The 12,653-nt window shown below is 74.3% G+C and carries 14 protein-coding genes; 10 read left to right on the top strand and 4 right to left on the bottom strand.

Annotation, left to right across the window (positions count from 1 at the left end; genetic code table 11):
- The first annotated feature begins 68 nt into the window (after window positions 1-68).
- Window positions 69-605, top strand: coding sequence for a DUF6415 family natural product biosynthesis protein (locus AB0C99_RS15670; RefSeq protein ID WP_362475095.1), 537 nt, complete (start codon window positions 69-71; stop codon window positions 603-605).
- A gap of 553 nt (window positions 606-1,158) precedes the next feature.
- Here AB0C99_RS15670 and AB0C99_RS15665 read toward each other — a convergent pair.
- Window positions 1,159-1,389, bottom strand: coding sequence for a helix-turn-helix transcriptional regulator (locus tag AB0C99_RS15665; RefSeq protein ID WP_362475093.1), 231 nt, complete (start codon window positions 1,387-1,389; stop codon window positions 1,159-1,161).
- 102 nt (window positions 1,390-1,491) lie between these two features.
- Between AB0C99_RS15665 and AB0C99_RS15660 the strand changes: the two genes are divergently transcribed.
- Window positions 1,492-1,695, top strand: coding sequence for a hypothetical protein (locus AB0C99_RS15660; RefSeq protein ID WP_362475091.1), 204 nt, complete (start codon window positions 1,492-1,494; stop codon window positions 1,693-1,695).
- On the opposite strand, the gene AB0C99_RS15655 is transcribed toward AB0C99_RS15660, so the two are convergent.
- Window positions 1,677-2,294 carry a TetR/AcrR family transcriptional regulator gene (locus AB0C99_RS15655; RefSeq protein WP_362475089.1) on the bottom strand — a complete coding sequence of 206 codons (618 nt, stop codon included), beginning with the start codon at window positions 2,292-2,294 and terminating at the stop codon, window positions 1,677-1,679. The two genes, AB0C99_RS15660 and AB0C99_RS15655, sit on opposite strands and share 19 nt — an antisense overlap.
- A 340-nt stretch (window positions 2,295-2,634) precedes the next feature.
- Here AB0C99_RS15655 and AB0C99_RS15650 point away from each other — a divergent pair, with 340 nt between their 5' ends.
- The 7 genes from AB0C99_RS15650 to AB0C99_RS15620 all read left to right on the top strand — a co-directional run bounded on the left by AB0C99_RS15650 (window position 2,635) and on the right by AB0C99_RS15620 (window position 10,272).
- Window positions 2,635-3,264: a TetR family transcriptional regulator gene (locus AB0C99_RS15650; RefSeq protein ID WP_362475087.1), complete on the top strand. Its 630-nt coding sequence runs from the start codon at window positions 2,635-2,637 to the stop codon at window positions 3,262-3,264.
- A 266-nt stretch (window positions 3,265-3,530) separates the two neighbouring features.
- Window positions 3,531-4,742, top strand: a complete 1,212-nt coding sequence (locus AB0C99_RS15645; RefSeq protein ID WP_362475085.1) for an alpha/beta hydrolase — start codon at window positions 3,531-3,533, stop codon at window positions 4,740-4,742.
- Window positions 4,743-4,818: 76 nt separating this feature from the next.
- On the top strand, window positions 4,819-5,691 hold the full coding sequence (locus AB0C99_RS15640) for a DUF4429 domain-containing protein (protein ID WP_362475084.1): 873 nt from the start codon (window positions 4,819-4,821) through the stop codon (window positions 5,689-5,691).
- A 125-nt stretch (window positions 5,692-5,816) separates the two neighbouring features.
- Window positions 5,817-7,205 (top strand): sensor histidine kinase, encoded by a 1,389-nt coding sequence (locus tag AB0C99_RS15635; RefSeq protein ID WP_362475082.1) that lies wholly within the window; start codon window positions 5,817-5,819, stop codon window positions 7,203-7,205.
- Window positions 7,202-7,885: a response regulator transcription factor gene (locus AB0C99_RS15630; RefSeq protein WP_362475080.1), complete on the top strand. Its 684-nt coding sequence runs from the start codon at window positions 7,202-7,204 to the stop codon at window positions 7,883-7,885. Before AB0C99_RS15635 ends, AB0C99_RS15630 begins: the two co-directional genes overlap by 4 nt.
- 213 nt (window positions 7,886-8,098) lie before the next feature.
- A complete protein-coding gene (locus AB0C99_RS15625; RefSeq protein WP_362475078.1) occupies window positions 8,099-9,079 on the top strand; it encodes an alpha/beta hydrolase in 981 nt (326 codons plus the stop codon).
- Window positions 9,076-10,272: an acyltransferase gene (locus AB0C99_RS15620; RefSeq protein WP_362475076.1), complete on the top strand. Its 1,197-nt coding sequence runs from the start codon at window positions 9,076-9,078 to the stop codon at window positions 10,270-10,272. The genes AB0C99_RS15625 and AB0C99_RS15620 overlap by 4 nt, the downstream gene beginning before the upstream one ends.
- Window positions 10,273-10,295: 23 nt before the next feature.
- On the opposite strand, the gene AB0C99_RS15615 is transcribed toward AB0C99_RS15620, so the two are convergent.
- The gene (locus tag AB0C99_RS15615; protein WP_362475074.1) at window positions 10,296-11,336 is read right to left on the bottom strand and encodes an aldo/keto reductase; all 1,041 of its coding nucleotides are present in this window, start codon (window positions 11,334-11,336) and stop codon (window positions 10,296-10,298) included.
- Window positions 11,333-11,743 (bottom strand): MerR family transcriptional regulator, encoded by a 411-nt coding sequence (locus tag AB0C99_RS15610; protein ID WP_362475072.1) that lies wholly within the window; start codon window positions 11,741-11,743, stop codon window positions 11,333-11,335. The genes AB0C99_RS15615 and AB0C99_RS15610 overlap by 4 nt, the downstream gene beginning before the upstream one ends.
- A 61-nt stretch (window positions 11,744-11,804) precedes the next feature.
- Here AB0C99_RS15610 and AB0C99_RS15605 point away from each other — a divergent pair, with 61 nt between their 5' ends.
- On the top strand, window positions 11,805-12,638 hold the full coding sequence (locus tag AB0C99_RS15605; protein WP_362475070.1) for a serine hydrolase domain-containing protein: 834 nt from the start codon (window positions 11,805-11,807) through the stop codon (window positions 12,636-12,638).
- Window positions 12,639-12,653: the final 15 nt, after the last annotated feature.

The raw sequence follows: 12,653 nt of genomic DNA, 5'->3' as shown, positions 1-12,653 counted from the left end.
CCAGGACGCGAGAACATTCGAGAACACGGTATCGCTCGCCGCTCCAACCGCCGCCTAGCTTCACCGACATGGCGCAGCGAACCGACAGGCCGAAGCCCTGCAACTACTGCCCTCACCCGGGCGCGGACTGTTGCGTCCGCGTCCAGGGTGACCAGCACGACAAGCCGGCCGACGTGCTGGTCGCGGCGGACCTCGGCGCCGCGCTCACCATGGCGGCTGACGGCATAGAGGAGCACGTCGAAGCGGAGGCCGAGAGGCACATCGCGTTCGCCGTCCGCCTGGAGCACCACTGCCCCAGCGACGCGGCCATCGCCCAGCTCACGAACGACCTCCTCACCCACTGCTCGTCCCTCGCCGACGGCATCGCGCTGATCCCCGAGGCCGAGCGGCCCGCGCGCGGCACGGCCGCCGTCCGGATGTGGGTCGACCTCGTCCAGGCCGGACCGGGGGACGGGCCACTCGGGAACTGGAGCTACGCCCGGCAGCTCGGCATCGCTGGCCGCGCGCTGCTCCAGGAGCTCCGCGAGCACCGGCGCATGAGCCGCCGCCGCGCCGCGTTCGTCGGCCGGACGGAGCTGCCGCCCGTCCCCGTGGAGTCGCCGTGACGGAGCTCGGGCGGCAGATCTGCTACGTCCTGATCGCCCTCAGCCTGCTCGCCCTCATCGTCATCGGCATCACCCCTTAGGCGCCGCCCCGGCCATCCCCCGTATGGGTGGCCGAGACGGCTGAACCGCACGCACCACCAGGCGCGGACGCCACGCTGGACAGCAACCCAAGGGAGACCACATGGCGCCCATGCCCCCACCCTGCCCCCAGTGCACACCGCCCCCGATGCTCTGGAAAGACACCACCTCCACCCGCCCGGACGCCCCGGACCGGTGGGCGTGGTACTGCACCGGGTGCCGCCAGCACTGGGAGCCCACCCCCCAGGAGAAGCAGGAGCACACCCATGGGACACCAGCAGGACGTAGCCACGCCATGCGGTAGGCAGAAACCGGACGGAACAGGCATGTGCCCGGGGATGAAGAGCACCGTGTACGTGTACGACGACCACGGAAACTGCGTCAGCCAGCAGTCTTTCGCGTGCGGCACCTGCAACCAGCAGTAGCACCACAAGACCGCCCCGGCCGGTATCCGTTCCCCCACGGCCGGCCGGGGCTACCTCACCAGCTCGGCCAGGGGGATGTCCAGGGCCTTCGCGATCTGGAGCATGAGGCCGAGGCCCGGGTCGGACGTGCCGTACTCGATCCGGTGGATCGTCTTGTGGTCGGCATCGACGAGCTCGCCGAGGCGCACCTGGCTCAAGTCCGCGTGCTCGCGCGCGGCCCGGATTCGGGCACCGATCAGCCGACGTCGACTGATCACCCAAGGGGGTTGTTCTACGGGCATCCCCCCAACCTCTGATGATCATGACGAGACGTCTTTACCTGCACAGGTAAATTGTTCGATCATGAATCACCCGGCCCACCCTCACACAGAGGCCCCTCACCCATGGCCGAACCCTGCTGCAAGACCTGCGGCGCCACCACATCGCCGTCCGGCGCCCCGGTCACGCTCGTCGCCCTGAACGGCAACACGCCCGTCTACAGCTGCGACCAGCACGCGGCCGAACTGGCCGCCCCGCCCGGAGACCTCAGCGTCGCCCTGGCGCAACTCGCCGACGCCTACCGGCAGCTCTACCGCGACTGGGCCTGAACCCCCACAAGGCAGCCCTCCAGGGCCTCCCGGAGCCCCTCCGGCGACCGGTCGGCACCCTTGCCCCACACCCTCACCGCCGAGCGAATCAGCCCGCCGTACACGGCTGCCACAATCCGCGGGCGCGGGTCGATGTCCACGTCCAGGCCCTCCCGCTCGGCAACGATCCGGGCGGCTGCGTTCTCCGTCTCCCGGGAACGGAGCAGCGCCACACCGAGGAGCCCCGCCGTCGACTCCACCAGGGCCAAGGCCCGCAGGCCCAGCGACACCGGCACGGCGCCGTTGAGGACGGCGCCGAAGGAGCCCCACGAGGCGAGAGCGGCGTGCCTCAGCGCGCCCGCCGGCGGTTCACCGACGGGCCGCGCTTCCAGGGCTTCGAGGAAGGCCCGGTCGACGTCGCCCTGGACGGCGAGCGCGATGTCCTCCTTCGCGGGGAAGTGCCGGAAGAAGGTCCGCTCGACGACCCCGACGGCTGCGACGATGTCGTCCACAGAGGTCTCGTCGTAGCCGTAGGCGGCGAAGAGCTCCAGGCCGACCCGGGCCAGTTCGCCGCGGGTCCGCAGAGTGCGCCGCTCGCGGTAGTCGGGGGCCGGGTCCATCGTCGAGTCCTCCTGAAGTGCGGGCCCAGACGGTCGACTGTCACCCTACTGGGACAGACCTACCTCCCTAAGAGAGATTAGGGACGGCGAACAGCGTCAACCACGGATGTCCGCGGAGTCCCTTCGCCTGAGCCGGGGCCGGATTCGCGTCGGGCGTCCGGCCACCCCCCTGCCCCTGCGGGGTCTTTTCCACGGTGGTCTGACTAGTCATGCCGCGAGGCTAATGTCAGTCACTGACAATTGACTAATCAGTTCACGCGACGGTAACTGTCATGTTGCTCACAGGTACGCTGAGCTGGACGAAGCAGTAGAAATCGAGACGCGGGAAGGGGTCGAGACGGTGACGGTTCCCGGTCTGCGCGAGCGGAAGAAGCAGCGCACCCGTGACGCGCTGATCCGGGTGGCCCTGGAGCGCTTCACCAGCCAGGGGTACGAGGGGACCACCGTCGACGAGATCGCCGACGCGGTCGAGGTCTCCCAGCGCACCTTCTTCCGGTATTTCGCCTCCAAAGAGGAGGTCGCCTTCGCCGTCCAGCAGATGGTGGAGGAGCGGTTCATGCGCGCGCTCACCGAACGGCCCCCCGAGGAGGGCCCGTTCGACGCGATGCGCAACGCGGTGCTGAGCGCCTGGGACACCATCGGCGAGGCCATCGCCGAGGTCGTCCCCGTCGAGCTGTACGTCCGCAGCTTCCAGGTCATCGAGTCCACACCCGCGCTGCTCGCCGTCCATCTGCGCCGCTCCCACGAGATGGAGGAGTCCATCGCGCGGGTGATCGCCGAGCGCGAGGGCCTCGACGTGGACACCGACCCGCGCCCGCGGATCGCCGTGGCGGCGTTCAGCGGCGTGATGCGGGTGACCGGCCAGCTGTGGGGGCGGAGCGGCGACCCGACCCTGGAGGCGATCCGGACGCTCACCGAGCGCTATCTGGACCAGCTCGGCGCGGCCCTCGCGCCGGACTGGCGCGACTGAGCCGACCGGCCGCCGAGACCGGCCGCCGGGTCCCGGCCCGGCCACCGGGCCCCCCGCCCTGAGCCACCGGGCCCCCGCCCCCAGCCGTCGGGTCACCCGCCCGAGCCGCCGGGCCCCCCGCCCGACCCTCCAGGGCGCCCGAGCCCCCCGTACACCCTCCGGCCCGTGCGCCCCCGCGTGCGGAGCGTCACCGTGCGCCGTCCGCCAGGTGATCCGCGTCACTCGCCCGCCCGGCCGTACGACCGCGCCCCCTAGGGTGGCGCCCGATGCCTCCTTTCGACACCTCCCCCACCCTCTCGGTCTGGCGCATGACGCTCGCGCTCGCCGTGGTGTTCGTGTTCCTGGCGACCACCGGGTGGACCACGATCGGGCACCGGGCGGCCCCGGGCGAGACCCGGCAGAGCACGCTCGCCGCCTGGGCGCACGGCCGGGTCGGGCACCGGGCGCTGCCCGCCCCCACCGCCCCCGCGAGCACGATCGCGGCCTTCTTCGCCTCGCTCTCCCCCGCGCAGCGCACCCTGCTCGCCGACCGGTATCCGCTCGTCGTCGGCAACCTCGACGGCGTGCCGGTGGCCCTGCGCTACCGCGCCAACAGGGTCTCCCTGGCCCGCGTCCTCGACGCCGAGCGGGGCAGGGTGGACGACCCTCGGCTCAGCGCCGAGGGGCGGCACGACGCCGTCCGCCGGGTGGACCGCTTCCGCTCGCTGATGCGGCCGGGCCGCCAGATCCTCGCCTTCGACCCGGGCGGTACGGGACGGGCCGCGGAGGTCCTGGGCGACCTGGACCGGGCCCGCCGGATCTCGGTGGTGGTGCCGGGGGTGGACACCAATCTGCTGACCTTCCAGAAGACGGCCCGGATGTACTCGGCGCCCGCCGGGATGGCCGCCTCCCTGTACGCGGCCGAGCACCGCGCCGACCCGCGCACCCCGACCGCCGTCATCGCCTGGGCCGACTACACCGCGCCCGTCGGCGTCGGCATCGACGCGGCCATCGGGCGGCTCGCGGAGAACGGCGCCGTCCGGCTCCTCGGGCTGACCGCCGCGCTGCCGGGATCCGCCCCCGTCAGCCTCTTCTGCCACAGCTACGGCTCCGTCCTGTGCGGCGTCGCGGCCGGCCGGCTGCCCGCGCGGGTCACGGACGTGGTGGTCGCGGGCAGCCCCGGGATGCGCGCCGAGCACGCCGCCGACCTGGGCACCGGGGCCCGCGTCTGGGCCATGCGGGACAGCGGCGACTGGATCGCGGACGTCCCGCACGTGGAGGTCGGCGGGGTCGGCCACGGCGCCGATCCGGTGGCCCCCGAGTTCGGCGCCCGGCTGCTGTCGGCGGCCGGCGCGAGCGGCCACGCCGGGTACTTCGAACCCGGCACCGGAAGCCTGGCGAACTTCGCCGCGATAGGCGTCGGCGCCTACGGCGAGCTGACCTGCGCTCCCGCGGACAGCGCTTGCCGCAGGGGAATCTCCGGTGCCGAAGCCGCCTGACGCGCGTAGATCACCGTGGATTTCGGGCGACGCCACAGGGGCGACGCCGGGGCATACGCCGCATACGATGAGGTGTATGGGTGATGTGCTGGCAGGAATACATGCCACCTGGCAGTTCGAGAGCGACGCCATCGTCATCCGTTTCGAACGGGGGATCCGTACGCCGAGGCTCTTCGGCACGCTGCGCGAACGGCGCATCCCGCACGAGGCGCTGGCGTCCGTGACGCTGACGCCGGGCAAGCGGGGCACGCTGGTGCTGCGCGCCGTGCCGAGGGCCGGGGCCGATCCGCTGGTCGAGGCGGCGGCGGGGCAGCTGACCGAGGGGGGCGACCCCTATCGGCTCGTGCTGCCCGCCGAGCGCGAGCCGCAGGCCGCGTACTACCGCGACGAGCTCCTCGGGCTGCTCCCGGCGGACGCGACGGAGCCCGCCGACGGCTTCCTGGTCGCGGCTCCGGAGGGGCCGCAGTCCTTCAAGGCGTACGACGGGAAGGCCAGCTTCGACGGCTCCGGCGAGGTCTCGTTCCGCTGGTCGCGCACGATGGCGTCCTCCGAGAAGTGGCGGGCCGGCGACCAGGTCTTCGCGGTGCGCGAGCTGAACGGGGTCGAGTGGCGCTCGCCGGAGGCCCCGGAGGGCTTCCTGCGGCTGCTGACGCGGCCGGACCCGTGCGGCTCGGCCCGCCTCGGGGAGCACCCGGACCGGGACCCGGCCTCGGTGGTCTTCGGGCTCGGCTACGGCCCGGTGCACGAGTCGCTGCCCTTCGCCGCCGCCGTGCTGGCCGCGATCCGCGGCTCGGGCCGGGCGATCCCGGCCCAGCCCGGGGCGGCGCGGCCGTACGACCCGGCCGGGGTGGAGGAAAGGATTCGGCATCTCGGGGAGCTGCACCAGGCGGGCCTGGTGACCGACGAGGAGTTCTCCTGCCGCAAGGCGGAGCTCCTCGCCGAGCTGTAGGACCGGCCGGCGACCAGCCGGTGACCGGGCGGGAACCGCCCCCGTCTCGTACCCCGGTATGACCCCCGGCCCCGCACCCCGGTATGACGTGCGGGCGCGGGCGGCCCGCCTACCCTGGGCGGGCCATGAAGGATGAACAGCGGCGCAGGCCGCACCCACCGGAGACCACGCCCCGGACCGGCGGCGCGCGCGGAGTGCTCCGCGCGGCCGGGGCCGGGGCCAACGAGCTGCTGCGCGGCCTCGGCGTCGCGCTCACCACCCCCACCGGCCCCGGCGAGCCGCTGCTCGGGCGGGCCGCCACGCCCTGGGTGCGGCTGCTGCCGTACGGGGTCGCGCTGGCGTTCGTCGCCTCGCTGCTGCCCGTCACCGTCACCGTGCTCGTGCAGGACTACCAGGTCAACGGGGCCGTCGCCGGGGCGCTCGCCACCGCGCAGACCGCGCCCCTGCTGCTCGCCGTCACCCGGCCCCTCCAAGCCTGGTGGGTGATCTTCCCGGCCGACGTGCTCGGCGGCTTCGCGCTGCTCGCCGCCGACGGGGTGGACGGGCGGCCCTGGCCGTGGACCCCGATGGTCGTGGTCGGCTATCTGGCGCTGATGCTCGCCCTCGGGCTGCGCGAGTCCCGGCGCGCCCTGATGGGGGTGTGGCTGATGACCGGCGCCGCCGCGACGGTCTTCGAGATCGCCTCGCCGAACCGGGCCGGCGGCATCACCCTGCTGCTCTTCGTGCTCAGCGGCGTCGTGCTGCTGCTCACGACCGCCCTGCGCGGGCGCGGCGAGGCCGAACGGCGGCTGGTCGAGCAGGAGACCATCAGCGAGGCCGAACGGTCCCGCCGGACCCTCCTGGAGGAGCGCGCCAGGATCGCCCGCGAGCTGCACGACGTGGTGGCCCACCACATGTCGGTGATCACCGTGCAGGCGGACTCCGCCCCGTACCGGATCACCGGGCTGCCGGACGCCGCGCGCGAGGAGTTCGCCTCCATCGCGGCCGGGGCGCGGGAGTCGCTGGCCGAGATGCGCCGGCTGCTCGTGGTGCTGCGCAGCGAGGGCGCCGAGGGCGAGCGGGCCCCGCAGCCGGGGCTCGACCGGGTGCAGCAGCTGATCGAGGCGACCGTACGGGCCGGGGTGCCGGCCGAGCTGTCCCTCGCCGCCGACCTGGGCGAGGTGCCGCAGGCGGTGGACCTCTCGGCGTACCGGATCGTGCAGGAGGCCCTGGCCAACGTGGTCCGGCACGCGCCGGGCGCCGTCACCCGGGTCTCGATCCGCCCGGACGGCGCGGGCCGCCTGATCGTGCTGGTCGTCAACGGGCCCGCCGAGGGCGGCGGTCCGCCGGTCGAGGGCGGTACGGGGACCGGGCACGGGCTGGTCGGGATGCGGGAGCGCGTACGGTTGACCGGCGGCTCGCTCGACACCGGTCCGCTGCCGGACGGCGGCTTCCGGGTCGCCGCGCGGCTGCCGCTGGGTCCGGCCGACCTCCGGCCGGCCGACATCCGCCCGACCGCCGAGGAAGCCCCGTGACCATCCGTGTGATCATCGTCGACGACCAGGCCATGGTGCGGGCGGGGTTCGCCGCGCTGCTGGCGGCGCAGCCCGACATCGACGTGGTGGGCGAGGCGCCGGACGGGCGGCAGGGCGTGACGGTGGCCCGGTCCGTCCACCCGGACGTGGTCCTCATGGACGTGCGGATGCCGGAGATGGACGGGCTCGCGGCGGCGCGGGAGATCCTGAACCCGCCGCCGGGGGTGGTGCACCGCCCGAAGGTGCTGATGCTCACCACCTTCGACGTGGACGACTACGTGTACGAGGCGCTGCGCGCCGGGGCCTCCGGCTTCCTCCTGAAGGACGCGCCGCCCGCCGACCTGATCGGCGCCGTCCGGGTGGTGGCGGCGGGCGAGGCGCTGCTGGCGCCGTCGGTGACCCGGCGGCTGATCGCGGACTTCGCCGCCTCGAAGCCCGCGCCGCGCGCCGACCGGGCCGCGCTGCGGCTCAACGGGCTGACCCCGCGCGAGACGGAGGTCCTGGAGCTGATCGCCCGGGGCCTGTCGAACCAGGAGATCGCCGACGCCCTGGTCCTGGCCGAGCAGACCGTGAAGACCCACATCGGCCGGGTGCTGGCCAAGCTGGACCTGCGCGACCGGGCGCAGGCGGTGATCTTCGCGTACGAGTCGGGCCTGGTGACGCCGGGCGGCGGCGCCTGACCCGAGCGGGCCACGCGCGGGCCAGGTGTGCGGTCCCGGGCGGGCCGCGCGCGCGGCACCGGGGGTTAGCCCCACCCCTGACCTGGGGTCAGCAGCTCCACCGCCCCCTACCCCGGTATCACTTCACGGTTGGCGCCCTGGTGTGACGCCCGGTCAGGCGTTCCCTTCCTACCTTCCTCTCGCCGACGGACGAGAGAGAGGAAGGGCCACCCCATGCGCCGCTTCACCAGGGCTTTGGTCGCCACCGTGCTCACCGCGAGCGTGGTGGCCGGGACGGCGGGCTGGGCCTCCGCCACCAGCCAGCGGCCGGTCACCGGGATGCCGGTCGGGACGGCCGAGTGGCGGGCCGAGGGGCTGCCCGACCCGGCCCGCCTGACACCCGCTCAGGCCGGGGCGTACTTCGCCTCCCTGACCCCGGCCCGGCAGCGGGAGCTGGCCGCCGCCCACCCCACCGTCGTCGGCAACCTGGACGGCGCCCCGCTCGCCCTGCGGTACGCCGCCAACGCCCGGAGCGCGGGCGGCCGGTTCGCCGGGCAGCAGCTCCTCGCGTACGACCCGCGCGGGCGCGGCCAGGCCGTCCTGGTCTACGGGGACCTGGCGCGGGCCGCACACGTGGCGGTGATCGTGCCGGGCTCCGACATCGACGCGGGCAACCTGGCCCCGCTCACCCGCAAGGCCACCGCGCTGCGCGAGGCCACCGGCGGGCGGACCGCCGTGATCGCCTGGGCCGGCTACACCACACCGGTCGGGGTCGGCCTGGACGCCGCCGGCGGCGAGCTCGCCGAGGCGGGCGCGGACCGCCTAGCCCGCTTCGCCGAGGGGCTCGCCGCCGTCGGCGCCGCCGCGCCCTCGGTCTTCTGCCACAGCTACGGCTCCGTCGTCTGCGGGCTCGCCGCGCGCCGGATCGACGCGACCGACCTCGTCGTCCTCGGCTCCCCCGGGATGCGCGCCGACCGCGCCGCCGACCTGGGCACCGGGGCCCGGGTGTGGGCGGCGAAGGACCCGACGGACTGGATCGACCGGGTCCCCTACGTGACGCTCGCCGGGCTCGGCCACGGCACCGACCCGGCCGCGCCCGAGTTCGGCGCCCGCCGGATCGACGCCGCCGACGCGCGCGGCCACGACGGCTACTTCGCGCCCGGCACCTCCTCGCTGCGCGCGTTCGCCGCGATCGCCGAGGGGGCCGCCCGATGAAGACGCTCATCCGGAAGATCGAGGCGGGCACCCCCGCCCACCGCGACCGCGCGGTCGACGGGCTGCGCGCCCTCGCGCTGCTGGCCGTGCCGACCGGGCACTGGCTGCTCGGCGGCTTCACGCTCTCCGCCGACGGCGCGATCCACAACGCCAGCCCGCTGTCCGCGTTCGGCGGGCTCGCCCCGGCGAGCTGGATCCTCCAGATGCTGGGGATCTTCTTCCTGGTCGGCGGCTACGCCTCGGTGCTGTCCTTCCGGCGCCACGAGGGGCCGGTCCGCGACTGGCTGAAGGGCCGGCTCGCCCGGCTGGGCCGCCCGGTGCTCGGGGTGACCGCCGTGTGGGCGGTGCTGGCGCCGCTGCTGCACTTCGGCCTCGGGGTGCCGGGCGACACGCTGCGGACGGCGGCCACGCTGGTGATCCAGCCGCTGTGGTTCGTGGGTGTCTACACGGTGGTCACGGCGCTGACCCCGTACTGCGTGCGGGCCGCCCGGCGGCTCGGGGTGTGGGCGGCGGCCCCGCTGCTCGGCACGGTCGCGGTCGTGGACCTGCTGCGCTACGGGCCCGCGGCCGACGCGATGCCGTCCTGGCTGAGCCTGCTGAACATCCTGCCCGGCTGGCTCTTCGCGTATCAGCTGGGCGTCTCCTGGGGCGTGGGCCGGGTCACCCGGCGGCACGCCTGGGGGCTGCTGCTCGGCGGCGCCGCGCTCTTCGCCGCGCTGCTGGTCTGGTTCGGCTACCCCGCCTCGATGGTCGGCGTCCCCGGCGAGGCCCGCACCAACTCGCACCCGCCGTCGCTGCTGGTGCTCGCGCTGGCCGCCGGCCAGTCCGGCGCCGCGATCCTGCTGCGGGACCGGCTCGGGAGGCTGCTGCGGCGGCCCGCGCTGTGGGCGCCGGTCGTGGTGATCAACCTGTCGGCGATGACGATCCTGTGCTGGCACCAGACGGCGATGCTGGCCGCCGCGATCCCCGCCTCGTACGCGGGCGAGGTCGCCGGCCTGGTCGGGGCGCCCGACTCGTCGGGCTGGATCCTGGCCCGGCTCGCGTGGATGCCGGTCTTCGCCGGGCTGCTCGTCCTCATCGGGCGGTACGCGCGGGGCTTCGAGTCGCCGTGGACGCGGACCGGCACCGCCAGGCGCGCCCTGGCGGGTGTCCTGGCGGCGGGGTTCGCGGTGTTCGCGCTGGGGCTCGCCTGACCGGGCGGGCCCGGCGGGGCGGCTCAGTCCTCCCGGCCCACCGAGGTGAAGCGCATGTCCGGGTAGCGGTCGCCGGCCACCTGGGCGGCGATCGGCTCCAGGGCGGCGAGCTCCTCGGCGGTCAGGGTGATGCGGGTCGCGGCGGCGTTCTCCTCCAGGCGGGAGCGCTTGCGGGTGCCCGGGATCGGGACGACGTCGAGGCCGTGCACGGCGGCGCGGTGCTGGACCCAGGCGAGGGCGATCTGCGCGGGCGTCGCCCCGTGCGCGGCGGCGATGGCGCGGACGGGTTCGAGCAGGGCCGCGTTGCGGACCGCGTTGTCGCCGGAGAAGCGCGGCTGGTAGCGGCGGAAGTCGCTCTCCGAGAGCTCCTTGGAGGCGTCGGCGAAGGAGCCGGTGAGGAAGCCCCGGCCGAGCGGCGAGTAGGGCACGAAGGTGACGCCGAGCTCGGCGGCGGCGCCGACCGCGCTGCGCTCCACGTCGCGGGAGAAGAGCGACCACTCCGACTGGAGGGCGGCGATCGGGTGGACCGCGTACGCCTCGCGCAGCTCGGCGCCGGTGACCTCGCTCAGGCCCAGGTGGCGGACCTTGCCCTCCTGGACGAGCTCGGCCATCGCGCCGACGGACTCGGAGAAGGGGATCTCCGGGTCACGGCGGTGCATGTAGTACAAATCGATCGTCTCGACGCCGAGGCGGCGCAGGCTCGCCTCCACCGCGCTCCGGATGTAGCCGCGGTCGTTGCGGACGGCCCGCCGGTTCGGGTCGTCGGCGCTCCGCTCGATGGCGAACTTGGTGGCGAGGACGATCTCGTCGCGGTGCTCCGCGACGAACGGGGCGAGGAACTCCTCGTTGGCGCCCTGCCCGTAGATGTCGGCGGTGTCGATGAGGGTGACGCCGTTCTCCAGCGCCGCGTCGAGGGTGTCGCGGGCGGCCTTCTCGTCGGTGTCGCCGTAGAACTCGCTGATGCCCATGGCGCCGAAGCCCTGGACGCCGATCTCCGGGCCGTCCGTCCCCGCGCCGAGGCGTACGGTGTCGATCTTGCCGTTGCTGCCGTCGCTGCTGCTCATGAGGTGCTGCCTCCGCATACGGTGCCGTAGTGGTCGATCTTGAGGTCGAGCACGGCGAGGGTGTCCTGGAGCTCCGCGATCCGGGTCAGGACGTCCCGCCGGGTGGTCTCCAGGAGCGTGCGCCGCGCGGCGTGGGTGTGGGGGCCCTCCCGGACGAGCTCGGCGTACCGCACCATGTCCGCGACCGACATCCCGGTCAGCCGCAGCTTCCCGACGAAGGCCAGCCAGTCCAGGTCCCGCCCGGTGAAGCGGCGCTGGCCGGTGTGCGAGCGGTCCACGTGCGGCATGAGGCCGATCCGCTCGTACCAGCGCAGGGTGTGGGCCGAGAGTCCGGTCAGCGCGGCCACCTCACTGATCGTGTAGCGGTCCTTCCGCACCGGCTGTGGCGTGCTCTCGATCAAGCTCATGGGCACCACGCTAGAACGTTGGAGTGCACTCGAAGCAAGCGGGCGAAGTACGCTCGGCACCATGCCGAACAGCCTTCCGTCCCTGGCGTCGATCGAGAACTGGCCCGTCCCGACCGCGGCCGCCGCCGTCGTCCGCGCCGACGGCACCGTGGCCGGTGCGCACGGCCCCACCGGCCGCCGCTTCCCGCTCGCCTCCGTCACCAAGCCGCTCGCGGCGTACGCCGTCCTCGTCGCGTACGAGGAGGGGGCGATCGACCTGGACGAGCCGGCCGGGCCCGAGGGCGCGACCGTACGCCATCTGCTCGCCCACACCTCCGGGCTGGCCTTCGACGAGAACCGGGTGATGGCGGCGCCCGGCACCCGGCGGATCTACTCCAACACCGGCTTCGAGGCGCTCGGCGACCACGTCGCCAAGGCCACCGACATCCCCTTCGCCGAGTATCTGCGCCAGGCGGTCCTGGAGCCGCTCGGGATGACCGCCACCGAGCTGGAGGGCTCGCCCGCCAAGGACGGCGTCTCCACCGTCGACGACCTGGTGCGCTTCGCCGCCGAGGTGCAGGCGCCGCGGCTGCTCGACGCGCGCACGGTGCTGGACGCGATGACCGTCACGTACCCCGGGCTGACCGGCATCCTGCCCGGCTACGGGCACCAGCGGCCCAACGACTGGGGCCTCGGCTTCGAGATCCGCGACGGCAAGGCGCCGCACTGGACGGGCGCCTCGTCCTCGCCGCGCACCTTCGGGCACTTCGGCCAGTCGGGGACCTTCCTGTGGATCGACCCGGACGCGGGCGCGGCGTGCGTGGCGCTGACCGACCGGCCCTTCGGGGCGTGGGCGATCCAGGCGTGGCCGCCGTTCACGGACGCGGTCCTGGCGGAGCTGCGCGGCGGCCGCTAGGGCCTGTCCGGCGGG

Source organism: Streptomyces sp. NPDC048659, from assembly GCF_040650575.1.
Taxonomy (GTDB): domain Bacteria; phylum Actinomycetota; class Actinomycetes; order Streptomycetales; family Streptomycetaceae; genus Streptomyces.
The sequence above is the reverse complement of the archived record's forward strand: the minus strand, read 5'-3'. Positions and strand labels throughout refer to the sequence as shown.